15 protein-coding genes are annotated in these 17,077 nt (G+C 41.8%); 10 read left to right on the plus strand and 5 right to left on the minus strand.

Going from position 1 to position 17,077, the window contains the following annotated elements; all coding sequences use genetic code 11:
- Window positions 1-14 precede the first annotated feature (14 nt).
- The 3 genes from QM629_RS04820 to QM629_RS04830 all read right to left on the minus strand — a co-directional run bounded on the left by QM629_RS04820 (window position 15) and on the right by QM629_RS04830 (window position 3,899).
- Window positions 15-1,532: a M61 family metallopeptidase gene (locus tag QM629_RS04820; RefSeq protein ID WP_415157749.1), complete on the minus strand. Its 1,518-nt coding sequence runs from the start codon at window positions 1,530-1,532 to the stop codon at window positions 15-17.
- Between the two features lie 64 nt (window positions 1,533-1,596).
- A complete protein-coding gene (locus QM629_RS04825; RefSeq protein WP_415157751.1) occupies window positions 1,597-3,141 on the minus strand; it encodes a hypothetical protein in 1,545 nt (514 codons plus the stop codon).
- A gap of 50 nt (window positions 3,142-3,191) precedes the next feature.
- On the minus strand, window positions 3,192-3,899 hold the full coding sequence (locus QM629_RS04830) for a hypothetical protein (RefSeq protein WP_415157753.1): 708 nt from the start codon (window positions 3,897-3,899) through the stop codon (window positions 3,192-3,194).
- A gap of 77 nt (window positions 3,900-3,976) precedes the next feature.
- Between QM629_RS04830 and proS the strand changes: the two genes are divergently transcribed.
- The 10 genes from proS to QM629_RS04880 all read left to right on the plus strand — a co-directional run bounded on the left by proS (window position 3,977) and on the right by QM629_RS04880 (window position 14,494).
- Entirely contained in the window at window positions 3,977-5,455 is a 1,479-nt protein-coding gene (gene proS, locus QM629_RS04835; protein WP_415157755.1) for a proline--tRNA ligase, read from the plus strand.
- A 56-nt stretch (window positions 5,456-5,511) separates the two neighbouring features.
- Entirely contained in the window at window positions 5,512-5,919 is a 408-nt protein-coding gene (locus QM629_RS04840) for a hypothetical protein (RefSeq protein WP_415157757.1), read from the plus strand.
- 690 nt (window positions 5,920-6,609) lie between these two features.
- A complete protein-coding gene (gene sufB / locus QM629_RS04845) occupies window positions 6,610-8,049 on the plus strand; it encodes a Fe-S cluster assembly protein SufB (RefSeq protein ID WP_415157841.1) in 1,440 nt (479 codons plus the stop codon).
- A gap of 131 nt (window positions 8,050-8,180) precedes the next feature.
- Window positions 8,181-8,939, plus strand: a complete 759-nt coding sequence (gene sufC, locus QM629_RS04850; protein ID WP_415157759.1) for a Fe-S cluster assembly ATPase SufC — start codon at window positions 8,181-8,183, stop codon at window positions 8,937-8,939.
- 515 nt (window positions 8,940-9,454) lie between these two features.
- Complete coding sequence (gene sufD, locus QM629_RS04855; protein ID WP_415157761.1) at window positions 9,455-10,756, plus strand: Fe-S cluster assembly protein SufD; 1,302 nt, start codon at window positions 9,455-9,457, stop codon at window positions 10,754-10,756.
- A 284-nt stretch (window positions 10,757-11,040) separates the two neighbouring features.
- Window positions 11,041-12,285 (plus strand): SufS family cysteine desulfurase, encoded by a 1,245-nt coding sequence (locus QM629_RS04860; RefSeq protein ID WP_415157762.1) that lies wholly within the window; start codon window positions 11,041-11,043, stop codon window positions 12,283-12,285.
- A gap of 94 nt (window positions 12,286-12,379) precedes the next feature.
- On the plus strand, window positions 12,380-12,808 hold the full coding sequence (locus tag QM629_RS04865; RefSeq protein ID WP_415157764.1) for a SufE family protein: 429 nt from the start codon (window positions 12,380-12,382) through the stop codon (window positions 12,806-12,808).
- Window positions 12,809-12,922: 114 nt separating this feature from the next.
- Window positions 12,923-13,234 carry a DUF59 domain-containing protein gene (locus QM629_RS04870; RefSeq protein ID WP_415157766.1) on the plus strand — a complete coding sequence of 104 codons (312 nt, stop codon included), beginning with the start codon at window positions 12,923-12,925 and terminating at the stop codon, window positions 13,232-13,234.
- Between the two features lie 145 nt (window positions 13,235-13,379).
- Window positions 13,380-13,937 carry a BrxA/BrxB family bacilliredoxin gene (locus QM629_RS04875; RefSeq protein WP_415157768.1) on the plus strand — a complete coding sequence of 186 codons (558 nt, stop codon included), beginning with the start codon at window positions 13,380-13,382 and terminating at the stop codon, window positions 13,935-13,937.
- A gap of 86 nt (window positions 13,938-14,023) precedes the next feature.
- Window positions 14,024-14,494 (plus strand): RrF2 family transcriptional regulator, encoded by a 471-nt coding sequence (locus tag QM629_RS04880; protein ID WP_415157770.1) that lies wholly within the window; start codon window positions 14,024-14,026, stop codon window positions 14,492-14,494.
- Window positions 14,495-14,558: 64 nt separating this feature from the next.
- On the opposite strand, the gene murQ is transcribed toward QM629_RS04880, so the two are convergent.
- Together murQ and QM629_RS04890 are read right to left on the minus strand one after the other, a co-directional pair.
- Window positions 14,559-15,368, minus strand: coding sequence for an N-acetylmuramic acid 6-phosphate etherase (gene murQ / locus QM629_RS04885; RefSeq protein WP_415157772.1), 810 nt, complete (start codon window positions 15,366-15,368; stop codon window positions 14,559-14,561).
- 225 nt (window positions 15,369-15,593) lie between these two features.
- On the minus strand, window positions 15,594-16,943 hold the full coding sequence (locus QM629_RS04890; protein ID WP_415157774.1) for a Gfo/Idh/MocA family protein: 1,350 nt from the start codon (window positions 16,941-16,943) through the stop codon (window positions 15,594-15,596).
- Window positions 16,944-17,077: the final 134 nt, after the last annotated feature.

Consider the following 17,077-nt stretch of genomic DNA (forward strand, 5'->3'; position numbering starts at 1 on the left):
GGTGTGAAGCTTTTTTACCTGCCCAGCCAGATTCGCCATATAGCAGCCTGCAGGGCGTCAGGATTTTTAAGCGGTGATATGTAGAAAGATTGATCTGCCTGTTCTATATCCAAACCTCCATAGTTGAAATATTTCTTATAATCCAGCGGCCTCGTTGTATAAACATAACTGAATATTTCATCCAGTTTCTTACCGGCAACAGATTCTGCCACCTGCCTGAATTCTGCTTCCGTGAAACCATGGTTTTGCTGCCTGTAAAAATCATTATACAATTTTCTCATTACATCATCCAGCGACTGCCTGTTGTTTGTATAATGCCGGATGGCAAAATCAAGCATCAGCGCTACCACAGGCCCTTTTGTATAGTAAGAAATGGTTTTATCAGGATCATTGCCAAAGGGGCCGTCGCTCCAGGTTTCCGCACTTGACTGCACTAAAGACTGATGGTTTTTTCCTTGATGCTTTTCGTAAGCCAGTATATTGCCGCGCATAAGCTTATATACATCGGTATCGGCAATAATTCCACTCCGCTGCGTAATAAGGTATTCATAATACACCGTCCACCCTTCCGATATCCAGAGCTGGTTTGTTTTGCTGCCCTTGTCATAATCAAAAGGCCCAAGCTCAACCGGTCTGATCCTTTTTACGTTGTAATTATGAAAGTATTCATGCGCCAAAAAAGTAAGCATGCGTTTTCTTCCGGCATCCGTATTTAATGTATTGCCATCAAAGCTGTTGGCCGATGATGTTAAATGCTCAATGCCGCCATTGCCCGGGCCAATGGCAAGAAATGTATAATGTTTATAAGGAATGTCCTGCATGATGCTTACGCCGGCCTCCACAATTTTTTTAAGGTCAATCATAAAAGCAACCTTATCAAACTCTCCCATATTATATCCAATAAACCGGTGCGGAATACCATGCATAGTAAAGGAAGGCAGTTCTTCGAGGTTGCCGGCAAGGATGGGGCAATCAAACAGCATATCAAAATCAGGCGCTGTATAAGTGTATGGCTTGTTTGCAATGGAATCCAAACCGGTTGCAATGCGGCCCCAGTTTTTATATTGCTCAATAACGAGCGAAACAGGCGTTTTAATTTTTTTATCAATGTATAAAAAGGTAGCAGCCGGCGTTAAATAAGCATGCGATGTATCGGCGAAACTGGTTGCCACAAAAGGCGAATCGGCAATAACATCATATTTCAAAACAATATTTTTTTCACCCTTTGTTTCAACCATCCACGTGCTCTCATTTTCTTTCTTCCAGGCAAGTGCATTTGTACCATTGCCAGCCTCAAAATTAGTTACATGGTTAGCATAATGCATAATCTGGTAATAACCGGGCGTCCATTGCGGCATCTTAAAAACCATGTTGTTTTTGTCATCAGCATTACATTGCATGGCCACATGCACAATATGCGTTGCCACATCTGACAGCGACAAATTAAAATACACTGTATCTTTTTGCTGACCGAAAATGGAATGGCTGATTAACAGCAGGAATAAATGCACGCCAGAGATAAACTTTTTCATCCGGTGTAAAATGATGAAAAAATGTAGAATTGACAATATATGTTTTTTTACCGCAATAAAATCCTTAAAACTTAAAGCCCGCCGTAAGCAATACATTGAGGCGGTTATTTTTCAATGAAGCATAGGTATTTGCTTTGTCTGATAGACGGTAAGGGAAGCTTACATCCTTATTAAATGTTTGTGCAATGGCAAGGTCAATAAAGAACCCATGATTGCGGTAACCCAGGCCGCCGGCAGCCATAATGCGGTTTGCTTTTAGCTGTTTGTCATCGTAAGGGCTTCCATAATAAGCGCCGCCCAGCCGGATTGAGTAAGGCGAAAATTTTATTTCGCCGCCCAGCCTGAAGTTAAAAGCGCCTTTATAATAAGATTTGATTATATCATTCAGGGATTTATAGTAATCATTAAGGTCATCGCTGTAGTATCCATCATCATCGGCCTGCTGCAAAAAACGGGAACCGCGATGGTTCACATATTCAATATCTGCCGTAATAAACCCTTTCTGCAATTTAACATTCTCCACTTCCCTGAAAACATAAGCAGCGCTTGCCACTATTTTATACGGCGTTATTTCATTATATTGTGTACGTTCTACTGCATTATCAAAATCGCTGCTTTTAGATGTTTGCACACCGGCATAATCTTCTGTGTCTGTTGTTATGGCTGCCTTTAATTTATCGGTATAGCTCATAAAAGAAGGTGTGTGAATGGCAAGGCCTAACCTTAATGATTGTTCAGGGCGGTAAATTAATCCCAGCCGGGCATTTATGCCATAGCCATTAAGCGTATGTTTTTGCGTGAAAGTGGAATAGGCGAAATCGTTGTTAGTATTGCCGGTAGGGTCTGTTTCGGTATAAGAAATATCCTGCGTATAAAAAGACAAAGGCACATTGATGCTGGCGCCAAGCAACAATTTATCGCTGTGATTGCTGGCAAAGCCGAATGAAACCTCGTATAGCCCCCCGCCGGTTGTTTCATCGTATTGCTGCTGCACACTATTACCATCGCCAACCGGCACAAGGCTCCTGTAACCAAGCAGCCCGCCGGAAGGACTGGAGATACTATCTATCAAATAAGTAAAAAAAGCCAGTGAAGATCCGAAAGGATAATCGTTGGATGCCGACTGCACACTGGCATTATCTGCCACAAGCTGTTCAAGATATTGTTCAGAATAAGAGCTGTAATCATTCAGCCCGCTGTAAGAAATTTTGTTATTATAACTTGCCAGCTGATTGAGGGAGATTGAAAATGCAGCGGAGCGGTCCGGCCTGCTCATTTTTCCGCCAAAAACCACTCCCGTGGTTCCTAACTGGAATGTTGATTTCTTAATATTATCCAGTGCAGAGCCCCTGTAATCGGATTTATTATTATTCATTAAAAAAGAAGGGGAAAACACCACTTCACTGGTTTTATAAAACCCGAGGCCGGCAGGGTTTACGGAAGAAGAGGTTATATCGCCACCCAAAGCGCCGATAGCGCCGCCAACAGAAACACTTCTCGCCGTGCCATAAGGCACAAACCAGGCATTTTTTGCCACGTCATCTACGAGCTGCGAAAAACCATAATTACATAAAAAGGCGCCTATCGTTAAAAGCAAAACTTTCCGCATAAATAATCGAAATGATTTTTATGGATGAGCATATTTATTTCTGAATTTGTTTACGGGCGTGTTCGGGAACCGCTACCGCTTGTTCGGGCACCGCTGCCTGAACTTGTACTGCTGCTGTTATTAAATGTGCGAACAGGCGTAGAATTATTGTATTGATTTGAGCTGTTAGACCGGTTTGAATAATAATAACTATTGTTGCTGCTGTTTGCATTGCCGGTATTATATGCCCGGCTGCGGCTGCTATTCTGCAAAGGCATGCTGTAGTTATTATTATTATAACTCCTGTTAGCATAACCTGAAAAGTTTGTATTGTTTCGAACCGGCTTATAATACACATCGGGATTCTTATAATACACTACGGTATAGTAAGGGCTATACCATGAATACCAGGGATTATACCAGGAGCTATAACCATAATAAGGATAATAACTGTAATAACTGCCCCAGCCCAAACCATAACCAAGGCTTAAGGAAAGGTAAGACGTGTATGGGCTATACCAGTTATTGTAGTAATAACGGCTGTCGTACCAATAGCTGTAATCATCCAAGCCGCTCCACTTATCATAATCCCTTGCTTTCATGCGCAGGTAATAATCATCATCAGAAGCTGAGGTATAAGTATCATACCTGTCCTGAACTTCTATTTTCTTTGCAGGAGAGTAATAAACATCATCTGGTGTTTGAGAAGTTTTATAGGTGGGCGAACAGCTAAAAAACAATACAACCGCACAAAGAGGGTAAACTAAATTCTTTTTCATTCTCACATGGTTTGTGTGCTAAGTTATTACTTTTGCCGCGTTTAACATTTAAATAACCGGTCTTTTTTATAAACGGTATGGGCAAAGCAATAACAGCAAGAAGTGAAGATTACGCGCAATGGTACAACGATCTTATCTTAAAAAGCGAACTGGCAGACTACAGTGCCGTGAGAGGCTGCATGATCATAAAACCTTATGGTTATGCACTATGGGAAAATATGCGGGATGCACTTGATAAGATGTTTAAAGATACCGGCCATGTGAACGCTTATTTCCCATTGTTTGTACCCAAAAGTTTGTTTGAGGCGGAAGAGCAAAATGCAGAGGGCTTTGCCAAGGAATGTGCTGTTGTTACCCATTACAGGCTCAAATCAGATCCTGCCAGGAAAGGCAGGCTCATCGTAGATGAAGAGGCAAAGCTTGAAGAAGAACTGATCGTTCGCCCCACCAGTGAAGCCATTATATGGAACACGTATAAAAACTGGATACAAAGTTACCGCGACCTGCCTATTTTAATCAACCAATGGGCCAATGTGGTTCGTTGGGAAATGCGCACCCGCCTGTTTTTACGCACCGCAGAATTTTTATGGCAGGAAGGCCACACCGCCCATGCAACCAAAGAAGAAGCTTTGTTTGAAGCCAGGCAAATGCTGGATGTGTATGCCGATTTTGTGGAGAACTTCATGGCCGTGCCGGTAATTAAAGGCACCAAAACGCCCAATGAGCGTTTTGCCGGTGCAGAAGATACTTTGTGCATTGAAGCGCTGATGCAGGACGGCAAGGCATTGCAGGCAGGCACGTCACATTTTCTCGGGCAGAATTTTGCCAAAGCTTTCGATGTAAAATTCAGCGACAGAAACAATAAGCTCGACTATGTTTGGGCCACAAGCTGGGGCGTAAGCACAAGGTTGATTGGCGCACTGGTAATGGCGCACAGCGATGACGACGGGCTGGTGCTTCCGCCTAAAATTGCACCACACCAGGTAGTTATTGTGCCTATTTATAAGAATGATGAGCAGAAAGCGCAGATTAGCGAAAAGGTAAATGAAATTATCGCAGTGCTGAAGCAAGCCGGCATAAGGGTCAAGTACGATGATTCGGATAACGCGAGGCCGGGCTGGAAATTTGCCGAATATGAAATGAAAGGCGTGCCGGTGCGGATCGCCATCGGGCCAAAAGACCTGGAAAACAATACGGCTGAAATTGCAAGAAGGGATACCAAAGAAAAGAAAACAATAAGCCTTGATAATATAATGGGTGAAATTATTTACCTGCTAAGCGATATTCAAAACAATATTTTCAACAAGGCGAAAGCATATCGTGATGCGCACATTACCGAAGTAAACACCTGGGATGAATTTATAGATGTGCTGGAAAACAAAACCGGTTTTGCAAGCGCACACTGGAATGGTACCGGTGAAACAGAAGAAAAAATAAAAGAACTTACAAAAGCAACCATCCGTTGTATTCCGTTTGATGCCAAACAGGAAGATGGCGCCTGCATACTCACCGGCAAGCCTTCCAAGCAAAGGGTGCTCTTTGCAAAAGCATATTAAAGCAATGCAGTGATAAGCTAAGTGTGAATTGTCTTTTACCGGTCTTTATTTTTCAGATGAATTTACCGGTTACAGCGTATCAAACAGATGCTTCGCCTGCTTCAGTGCTTGCGGCACTGCCAAGCATACCTTCTGCGATAATAAATTATTTAAATCAAAGCCAGCAAAACGCAAGGAGAAATGGGGTAACATTGGTAAACCAGTCTTCTTCAGCCCAAACCATAAAACTTGCGTACAAAAATTTTAATGCCGGAAATAAATTTTACTGGTACACCTTAACCGGCGGCACAGACAACGGGAATTTTTCAAGAAAAGTTTATGTAAACGGGCAGGGAACAAGTTTACCGGGCGGCGGCCCTTTAAATTATGCGGCGGTAAAAGCGTATTCGGCAAATGCGGCAAACGGTGTTTATATTACATTGCCGCCCATGAGTGTTGTTTTTATGGCAGTTGAAAAGCTATAAAAAAGCATTATTGTCCGGATAAAAATTATCGAATCTCTTGAAACCATTTGCCAGAGCGGGTTCTGGCCCCTCTCCTTTGGAGAACTTGTCCCGACCATTCGGAAGGGGTTGGGGGGTGAGGTCAAACATTGAAATACAAGATTTTTAATTATTTAGTCGGGCAATAATGATATAAAAAGTAAAGGCCACAGCACATTGTGACCTTTAAAAGGATTGTTTTAAGCAGCAACCCAAAAAGTTAAACCGAGGGCAATTTATTTAATAATTTTATTTAGAACGCTTCTTTGCTGATTTTTTTACTGATTTCTTAGCTGCGCTTTTTTTGCCGCTTCGCCCGCCTTTAAGCTTGCCTTCTTTCATCTCATCCATGGCACGCTTTACTTTGGGCTTTCTCTTTCCCTATTTTTGCCATCATTTTTAATTTAATGATGAAGTAATATTTACACGCATCAAATTATTTGCCAGCTCTTTCTTATACAAATATCTACGTAAATGCCCGAATTAAGATTACCGCATCATTAAATTTAAAATGGAGCCTTTTTTGAACACATCTTCCCAAACAATATTATATTGGATGTTCCGGTTTACGAATTAGAAAACTTTTTAGCTGATTGATGCGCTTTATGTTGCTATAAATTTAATTTATACTTTTTTGTACAAATTCATTTGTACTTTTGCCCCATGAGCGAAATGATAGCAACTTTAGAGGAAACAGCCCTGAGTGACTATAAATATGGATTTGTTACCGATATTGAAAAAGATGAAGCTCCGTTTGGTTTAAATGAAAACATTATCCGTTTTATTTCTGCCAAAAAAGAAGAACCGGAATGGATGCTTGAATGGCGACTGAAAGCTTACCGTTATTGGAAAAGCATTGAAGATAAAGAACCAACCTGGGCAAATATTTCGTATCCTAAAATTGATTATCAGGCAATTAAATATTATTCTGCGCCCAAACAAAAGGCAAAGCCAAAGAGTTTGGATGAAGTGGATCCTGAATTGCGCAAGACTTTTGAGAAGCTCGGCATTTCTTTAACGGAACAAAAACGCCTTACCGGTGTGGCGGTAGATGCGGTGATTGACAGCGTTTCTATTGGTACTACTTTTAAAGCGCAACTGGCTGAACAGGGAATTATTTTCTGTTCGATAACAGAAGCTATTCACGACCATCCTGAACTGGTAAAAAAATACCTGGGTTCTGTTGTACCAATGACAGATAACTTTTTCGCGGCATTGAATTCAGCCGTTTTTACCGATGGCTCATTCTGTTACATTCCAAAAGGCGTTCGCTGCCCGATGGAATTGTCAACTTATTTCCGCATCAACGCAGAAAATACAGGCCAGTTTGAAAGAACATTAATTGTGGCCGATGAAGGCGCTTATGTTAGCTATCTCGAAGGTTGTACGGCGCCCATGCGGGATGAAAACCAGTTGCATGCAGCCGTTGTAGAATTGATTGCATTAGACAATGCTGAAATAAAATATTCCACGGTACAGAACTGGTACCCCGGCGATAAAGAAGGCAAAGGCGGCATTTACAACTTCGTTACAAAACGCGGTATCTGCGGCGCCAATGCAAAGATTTCCTGGACGCAGGTGGAAACCGGCTCCTCCATCACCTGGAAATATCCAAGCGTTATTTTAAAAGGCGATAATTCCGTGGGCGAATTTTATTCCGTAGCTGTTACCAATAATTACCAGCAGGCAGATACCGGAACCAAAATGATGCACGTGGGCAAAAACACCCGCAGCCGCATTGTTTCAAAAGGCATTTCTGCCGGCAAAAGCCAGAACAGTTACCGTGGTTTGGTGCGGGTAGGGAAAAATGCCCATAATGCCCGTAACTTCTCTCAATGCGATTCTTTGTTACTGGGCGATAAATGCGGGGCGCATACGTTTCCCTACATCGAAACAAAGAACAGCACTTCAATAGTAGAGCATGAAGCCACAACCAGCAAGATTGGTGAAGACCAGATATTTTATTGCAACCAGCGCGGTATTGATACAGAAACGGCCGTTGCATTAATCATTAATGGTTTTGCAAAAGAAGTGATGAACCAGTTGCCAATGGAATTTGCGGTGGAAGCGCAGAAGCTTTTGGCAATTTCATTAGAAGGAAGCGTGGGGTAAACAGCAGCAGCCCCTCCAAACCTCCCCGAAGGGGAGGCTTATTAAGTTCTTGCATTTAATAAAACAATTTAAATATTCACGCTCTTCGAAATCCCTCTCCTTCGGAGAGGGATTTAGGGAGAGGCTTTTTTATGTTAACGATTAACAACTTACACGCACAGATTGAAGACAAAAAAATATTAAACGGAATTGACCTTCATATCAATGCCGGTGAAGTGCATGCGATTATGGGACCAAATGGTTCGGGCAAAAGCACTTTGGCATCTGTGCTGGCAGGCAGAAGCGATTATGAAGTTACTGGTGGATCAGTTGAATTTGATGGTGTTGATTTGCTGGAAATGCCGCCTGAGGAAAGAGCAAGAGAAGGTTTGTTTTTAGCTTTTCAATACCCGATTGAAATTCCTGGTGTAAGCACCACCAACTTTATTAAAACGGCGGTGAATGAAGCCCGTAAACATCGCGGACAAGATGCATTGGATGCCGTTTCGTTTTTAAAGCTGATGAAAGAAAGAATGAAGCTGGTAAAGATTGACCAGTCTCTTTTAAGCCGTTCTTTAAACGAAGGTTTCAGCGGCGGCGAAAAGAAACGCAATGAGATTTTTCAAATGGCCATGCTTGAACCTAAGCTCGCTATTTTAGATGAAACAGACAGCGGTTTAGATATAGATGCTTTGCGCATCGTTGCAGACGGCGTAAATGCTTTGCGCAGTAAAGACAATGCAACACTTGTAATCACGCACTACCAGCGCTTGCTGGATTACATTGTTCCCGATTTTGTGCATGTATTATATAAAGGGCGCATTGTAAAATCAGGCGGTAAAGAGCTGGCATTGGAACTGGAAGAAAAAGGTTATGATTTTATTAAGCAAACTGTTGCGGAAGAAGTTTAAGCGTTCACAAGTTTCAATGTTCACGAGTTATTTTAAAGGCTGAACGCGGTCAGACGCTTACAAAGCGTCAGACCGATAGTTATTTCTAAAAATGTTGATTGAAATATTGCGGTTGCAGTGTGCGACGCAACGAAGCTCAATTGAAAAGCTGCAGCCGGAAACAAAAAATTATCGCAGCTTTCATCGAGACCTTAAAAAAATATAATGAACGAGATAAATACAAAAGCTGGTTACATAATCATAAAAATGCTTTCAGCATTTTTTAAAGCTGATTAAAGAAATAAAAGAAGAATTGTTAATACAACAGATGATTTAAATACACATGCCTGGCCTCCCTCTCCTTTGGAGAACTTGTCCCGACCATTCGGGAGGGATTGAGGATGAGGCTGCTGATTGAAAAACAAAAACTGTAGAGTTCTTACAAAAGATAAATTAAAAAACAAAAGCCCGGCGCTTCCCTCTCCTTTGGAGAACTTGTCCCGACCATTCGGGAGGGATTGAGGGTGAGGTCTTCTATGAATTTAACAGAAACGATACAAAATAAATACAACGAACTAAACGCAGTTGCCGGTAATGGCTTGCTGGGCGCAATGCGTGCAAAGGCATTTGAATTATATAATAAATCGGGCATTCCTTCTTCGCACAACGAAGAATGGAAATATACCCGTTTAACTGGTTTAACCAACAAGAATTTCTCAGTGCATACAACCGCTGTTGTTCCGGGTAAAGAAACGTTGAACAAGGTGCGTTTGCAAACTGAATATGCAGCAGAATTATTTTTTGTAAATGGCGTTTTTGTAAAAGAGATTTCAACTTATACAAACGATGCATTGGTGGTTTTAAACCTGCATGAAGCCGCAGAAAGTGAATATAAAAATTATGTGCAGCAGCATTTAAACCAAAGCAGCAAATACATGAAAGATGGCATGAATGCCCTGAATGCTGCATTCACAGCCAATGGTTTGTTTGTGGTGGCAAAGAAGAATAAAGCTGTTGAAAAGCCTGTTTTTATTTATCATTTAACCGATACAGCCAGCGACAATGTTTTTGTACAGCCAAGAAGTTTGTTTGTAATTGAAGAAAATGCGCAGGTACAATTGATTGAGCTGTATAAAAACAATGGCCTGCACGAAAGCTTTACCAACGAAGTGATTGAAATAGCCGTACAGGAAAATGCAAGGCTTGAATATTATAAAGTGCAGGATGAAAATGAAAATTGCCATCATGTTGGCACAACGCATGTGCAGCAGGTGGGCAAATGTTTTACGCATTGTGTAACGGTAACACTGAACGGCGGCACCATCCGCAACAACATCAATATGATTCTGGAAGCAGAAAATAACGAAGGCCATTTGTATGGTTTGTATATGGTGGATGGCAAAACGCATGTGGATAATCACAGCATCGTTGATAATGTGAAGCCGAATTGCTTCAGCAATGAATTTTACAAAGGCATCATGGATGGCAACGCTACCGGCGTATTTAACGGGAAGATTTTTGTGCGGCAGGATGCGCAAAAAACAAATGCTTATCAAAGCAACAAGAATGTTTTGATGGGCGATAATGCATCTGTGAACACAAAGCCGCAGCTCGAAATTTTTGCAGACGATGTAAAGTGTTCGCATGGCTGCACGGTTGGCCGTTTGGATGATGAAGCTTTGTTTTATCTGCGTGCAAGAGGCATTGGCGAAAAGAAAGCAAAAGCTTTATTGTTACATGCTTTTGCTGCAGATATTTTGGAACAAGTGAAGATTGAAGTGTTGCGCACTTATCTCGAACAAAAAATAGATGAGCGTTTGGAAATTGAAGCGATTTAATTCTTTGGGTTAAAAGCCAATTATATATTTTGCTTTTAACCCAAGGCTTAAGCCTTGGGTTGGTTAAGATGGTTGTTGAAGTGGCTTTAGCCGAAGTGAAGATTGAATAGATATTTGAATTTAGAATTTAAACGTCATGTCGGGGTAACGAGACATCTCTATAAATTGAAGCAGATGGATTATCGGGAGAGTTTCAAATGGCGCAATTTATTTTCATTTGAATTTGAGATGCTTCGCATTCTCCTTTAGTCAAAATAACGTTCACAAAGCATAACAATTGAATTATGACTTCAATTGAAACAGATATAAAACCTTTTGATGTGGCAGCATTACGCAAAGAATTTCCTGTGCTTGAAAGAAAAGTAAAAGGAAAAAACCTGGTGTATTTTGATAATGCGGCAACAGCGCAAAAGCCGCAGGTTGTTATTGATGCACTGGTACGATACTATCATCAGTATAATGCCAATATCCATCGCGGTATTCATTCATTGGCGGAAGAAGCTACGGCTGCATTTGAAGCCACACGTGATACGGTAAAAGACTTCATTAACGCAAAATATCGCGAGGAGATCATTTTTACCCGAGGCGTAACAGAAGGCATTAACCTGGTAGCAGCCACTTATGGCAGGCAAAATATTAAGGAAGGCGATGAGATCATCATTTCCGGCATGGAACATCATTCCAATATTGTTCCGTGGCAAATGTTGTGTTTAGAGAAGAGGGCAAAGCTGAAAGTTATCCCCGTTGATGATAATGGTGAATTAATGATAAGTGAATTTGAAAAGCTTATCACACCCAAAACAAAAATTGTTTCGATAGTCCATGCATCCAATTCGCTGGGCACCATCAATCCTGTAAAAGAAATTATTGATATAGCACATCAGTATAACGTGGTTGTATTAGTAGATGGGGCACAATCTTCTGTTCATTTAAATATAGATGTGCAGGCTATGGATTGTGATTTCTTCGTTATATCAAGTCATAAAATTTACGGGCCAACCGGCGTCGGCGTATTATATGGCAAGAAAGAATTGCTGGAAGAAATGCCGCCGTACATGGGCGGTGGTGAAATGATTAAAGAAGTAACATTCGATAAAACTACGTACAACGAATTACCGTATAAGTTTGAAGCCGGCACGCCGAATATTGCAGACACAGTAGCCTTTAAGGCGGCGCTTGATTTTGTACAGGCGGTGGGCAAGGAAAATATCCGCAGGCATGAAGAAATGCTCACAAAATATGCAATGGAGCAGCTATCAAAAATTGATGGCATGCGGCTGATTGGAACAGCCAAACACAAAACAAGTGTTGTTTCGTTTATAGTAGATGGCGTTCATCCGCAGGACATGGGAATTCTTTTAGATAATTATGGCATTGCTGTACGAACAGGCCATCATTGCTGCCAGCCTTTGATGAATAGGTTTGAAATTCCGGGAACGATACGTGCTTCTTTCGCCATGTACAATACGAAAGAAGAAGTGGATGAATTGGTGAAAGGTGTGGGGAAGGCAATGAAAATGCTGAAGTAAAGCCCCCATCCCCTAAAGGGAAGAAAGAAGAAACTTGAAACATTAAAGTAAAAATAAAAAAGCTATTAGCTAATGGCTAACAGCTAACAGCTAAATGAAAACCATACAGGAAACAGAAGACGAAATCACAGATGAGTTTTCATTATTTGATAACTGGGAAGATAAATATGAATATATCATTGACCTTGGTAAAAAGCTGGAACCTTTAGATACCCGGTTCAGGATTGACGAGAACAAAATAAAAGGCTGCCAGAGCCAGGTTTGGTTAATTGCAGCGGAACATGACGGAAGGATATACTTTAAAGCAGATAGCGATGCGGTAATTGTTCGTGGGCTGGTAAGCATGCTGATAAGGGTTTTAAGCGGTCATACGCCGCAGGAAATAATTGATGCAAAGCTTGAATTTATTGATAAAATAGGCATGAAAAACCACCTGGCGCAAACCCGCAGCAATGGTTTGCTTTCGATGGTGAAACAGATGAAGCATTATGCGCTGGCATATAGCGTGAAGTTGAATAGTTGAAAGGTGTAACGCGGTCAGACGTTTTGAAGCGTCTGACCGGTAGCAGAAAATAAATTATTAAACAAAAGCCTGGCCTCTTTCTTATTTATATAAAGAGGGAACAAGGGTGAGGTTATGAACGAAGAACAATTAAAAGAAAAAGTAATAGAAAAACTCCAGGAAATATATGACCCGGAAATTCCGGTGAACATTTATGATCTGGGACTAATCTATAACGTGGATGTGTTACCAATCAACAACGTGCAAATAACAATGACGTTAACGGCGCCAAGTTGCCCGGCTGCACAAAGCATTCCCGTTGAAGTGGACCAGAAAGTGAGAGAGATTGAAGACGTGAACGATGTGCATGTTTCTGTAACATGGAACCCGCCGTGGGATAAAAGTATGATGAGTGAAGCTGCACAGTTAGATTTGGGTTTTATGTAACTCTCATCCCTTAAAGGGGAGTTTAAAGGCCTCTGATTATTAAAAAGCAAAACAAGTTCTTATATATTTTTAAACAATAAAAACAAAACGCTCTTCAAAGTCCCTTCCTGTAGGGAAGGGATTTAGGGATGGGCTTCATAAATTTATGGCACAGATAAGCGTAGATAGTTTGATGGGCAACAATGGCCCTTCATATCCTGAACAAATAGCCGCACCATTTCGTAAGGAACTTACGGATAATGGCTTTACCCAGTTGCTTACAGCAGAAGATGTGGACAAGGCCCTGGGCGTAACAGACGGCAAGGTAAAAATGGTGGTATTAAATTCTGTTTGTGGCTGCGGTGCAAGGGTAGCAAGGCCGGGTGCATTGCTTTCCCTGTTTGGCAAAGTGGTTCCTGATGAAAAACTGACTTTGTTTGCAGGTATGGAAAAAGATGCAGTGGCATTGTTTCGCTCAAAATATTTGCCGGGCATTACACCAAGCTCGCCAACCATTTCATTGTTTAAAGATGGTGAGCTGGTATTCATCCTGCATCGCTACCAGATTGAAAGAAGCGCAGCCGGCGATATTGCTGATGCATTGATGCAGGAGTACAGTAAGGTTTGCACAAAAGAAAATGAGGATGCGGCTGTTGAAGCATTGAGGCAGTATTTTATTTCAACGTATGACGTTGATCCGCTGTCTGTAGAACAACAGCAATAGTTCACGAGTTTACAAGTTTACGCGTTCACGAGTTGTAAAACAACTCGTGAACTTGTGAACAAGTGAACTTTTAAACTAAATGAAAAATGAAAATAACCGCACAGGAAGAATATGGCATCCGCATTCTCATTCGCATTGCAAGATGCGGCGATGAAAATGGTTTAAGCATACCGCAAATAAGTGAAGCCGAAGGCTTAACACCGCATTATGTGGCCAAGCTTACGCGGCAGTTGCGGTTAGGCGGCTTTTTAAAAAGCACGCCCGGGCAAAAAGGCGGTTATGTACTTTCAAGGCCCACTTCTCAAATTAACGTTAACCAGGTTTTAAAAACCCTTGGCGGCGCTTTGTTTGATAAAGAATTTTGCGCTGCACATATTGGGGCCTTAAATCTTTGCACCAATTCTGTTGATTGCTCGGCGCGCTCGCTATGGAAAATAATTCAATTCACCCTCGATCAGGTATTGGATAAAATGACGCTGGCAGATTTATGCGGGAAAGAAGAGTCTGTTATTAAGCTGCAGGCTTTGCTGAGAGCAGAGCTGATGTTACAGCAATAGTTTTTAAGCTATGCGCATCCGGTTAAGATGATTAAAATTGAAGATCACGTATAAGAAAAACAGGTCAGTCTTTATGAATGGATTGAACTGCTTTTTTTACGCTGCCCTCTTTTACCAGTAAATCTTTCGCTTCAGCATAGGCTTTAATATTTGCCTGCTGCATCAGCATTTTTACACCGCGGTCAATAAGCTTTTCATTATTCAGCTGCATGTTTACCATGCTATTATCTTCCACGCGGCCTAATTGTATCATCACGGTGGTTGAGATCATATTCAGCACCATTTTTTGCGCTGTGCCTGCTTTCATGCGTGTACTGCCCGTAACAAATTCTGGCCCCGTTATCACTTCAACCGGGTAATCTGCGGCAGCAGCCAGCGGCGAACCGGCATTGCAGGTTATACAACCCGTTTCAATATTATTTTTTTTGCAATGCGCTAAAGCGCCAATCACATACGGCGTTGTTCCGCTGGCGGCTACGCCCACTACAAAATCTTTATCTGAAATATTTTTTTCTTTCAGGTCAATCCATCCCTGCTCTGTATCATCTTCTGCAAATTCCGCTGCCCGGACAATGGCGCTAAAGCCGCCGGCAATCAGGCCCTGCACAAGATCGTAAGGCACACCATAAGTGGGCGGGCATTCACTCGCATCTAAAATACCAAGCCTGCCGCTGGTACCGGCACCCAGATAAAACAGCCTGCCGCCGGCAAGCATTTTATCTGCAATGGCTTCTATCAATTTTTCAATCTGGGGCAAAGCTTTTTCAACTGCAAAGGCCACCATTTTATCTTCCCCGTTTATATACTCAATTATTTCTTTAACCTGCATTTCCTCAAGATGCCTGTAATGCGACGGTTGTTCAGTAGTAAGCATTGTGCAAAATTATTAAAGAAATATGCTTTGTTGATTCATCAATTTATACAGGTGCATTAAATAAAAAGGAATGATTCAATTTGAGGCAGCCTTTTTTCGGTTATATAAACCAAACCGGCATGAAATTTTTTATGCGAAGATTACACAAAACAAGCATGAAAAATTTCACCAAAGGTTACTCCTGTCAAAAAAAACAATAAAATTTACAGGAGAAATTAATGCAATCTAATAATCATCACCCAATGCAAAAACCGGCTTCCTGTACATCCATTGGCCACCGGTGAAATCAGGAAATTCCACAGTTTGCTGGCCCAGCTCAATGGATTGTTCGCTTAAAGGTGTAATGGCGCTCCATGCCGCCGCATCATATACATCAAGCGGTGTAGGCTGTTTTCGCTTAATGCTTTCAACAAAAGCATTCACCACAAAAAAATCCATGCCGCCATGGCCGGCGCCCTTTGCATCGCTGCTATATTTAGCCCATAAAGGATGGTCGTATTTATCAAGCCATGCTTGCGCATCATCCCACGCATCTTCTTCCTTTGATTTGCCTTGTATGTAAATACTATGATTCACATCCATCCATAAGCCTTCTGTGCCCTGCACCCGGAAACCAAGCGAATAAGGCCGGGGTAAATTGGTATCATGCTGCAATAAAATGGTTTCGCCGTTATTGCAATGAATCATGGTAGTAACAATATCGCCCAGTTTAAAACGCACTTTTGTATTAGGATGATTTTCGCCGCCCACTTTTACAATGTAATTATGCAGGCCCCTCGTTTTGGTGGCATAAGAACATAAAGAAAGAAAACGGTTGCCGCGGTTTATGTTGATATAGTTGGCAACGGGCCCAATGCCATGTGTGGGATACAGATCGCCGTTGCGGAATACAGAATGGTTGGTTCTCCATTTGGCTTCACTAAAACCTTTTTCGCCAAACTCAGCACCCACACCACCGTCCTTGCCATCATTTAATTTCACGCCGCGTAAATCATGTTGGTAACCGCCCTGCAAGTGAATAAGTTCACCAAACATATTCTGCCGCACCATATTTAAAACAGCCATAACATCGCGCCTGTAACAAACATTTTCCAGCATCATTACATGCGCATTGTGTTTTTCGGCAGCCCGCACCAGGTTCCAGTGGTCTTCCAGTGTAATGCCCATGATCACTTCACAGCCCACATATTTTATACCGGCGTCCATAGCGCCCAGCATCATCGGGTTATGCCATTCCCATGGCGTGGCGATCACTACGCCATCCAACTGGGTTTTTGCCAGCATATCTTTCCACGTATATACATTACCTGTAAATATCTCAGGCATTTTCTTACCACTTTTGGTTACAATGCCTTTTGCCCGGTCGAGCATCTTCGCATCTATATCGCACATTGCCACCACATCCACATCGTCCCTGCGCAGCAGCAGCGATAAATGGCTCATACCACGCAGGCCTGTGCCGATTAAACCAATTTTCACTTTGCTGTCTGCCGGTGCGGCAAATGCAGCTTTGGATGCCATTGCAAAAGCCGCTGTTGTCATTGCAGTGTTGTGTATAAATTTCCGTCTTTCCATTTGTAAGGTTTTATAGCGTGATTTTTTTTACGTGAATCGTCAAACGTGAAAACTTCTAAATCTGATCACTGTTTCTAACACACTTTAAATCTTTTCTTTTATTCACATTTCGATGTTGTTTAGTTAAGAAAACA

Origin of the sequence: Parafilimonas sp., assembly GCF_047606085.1 — a bacterium.
Taxonomy (GTDB): Bacteria; Bacteroidota; Bacteroidia; order Chitinophagales; family Chitinophagaceae; genus Parafilimonas.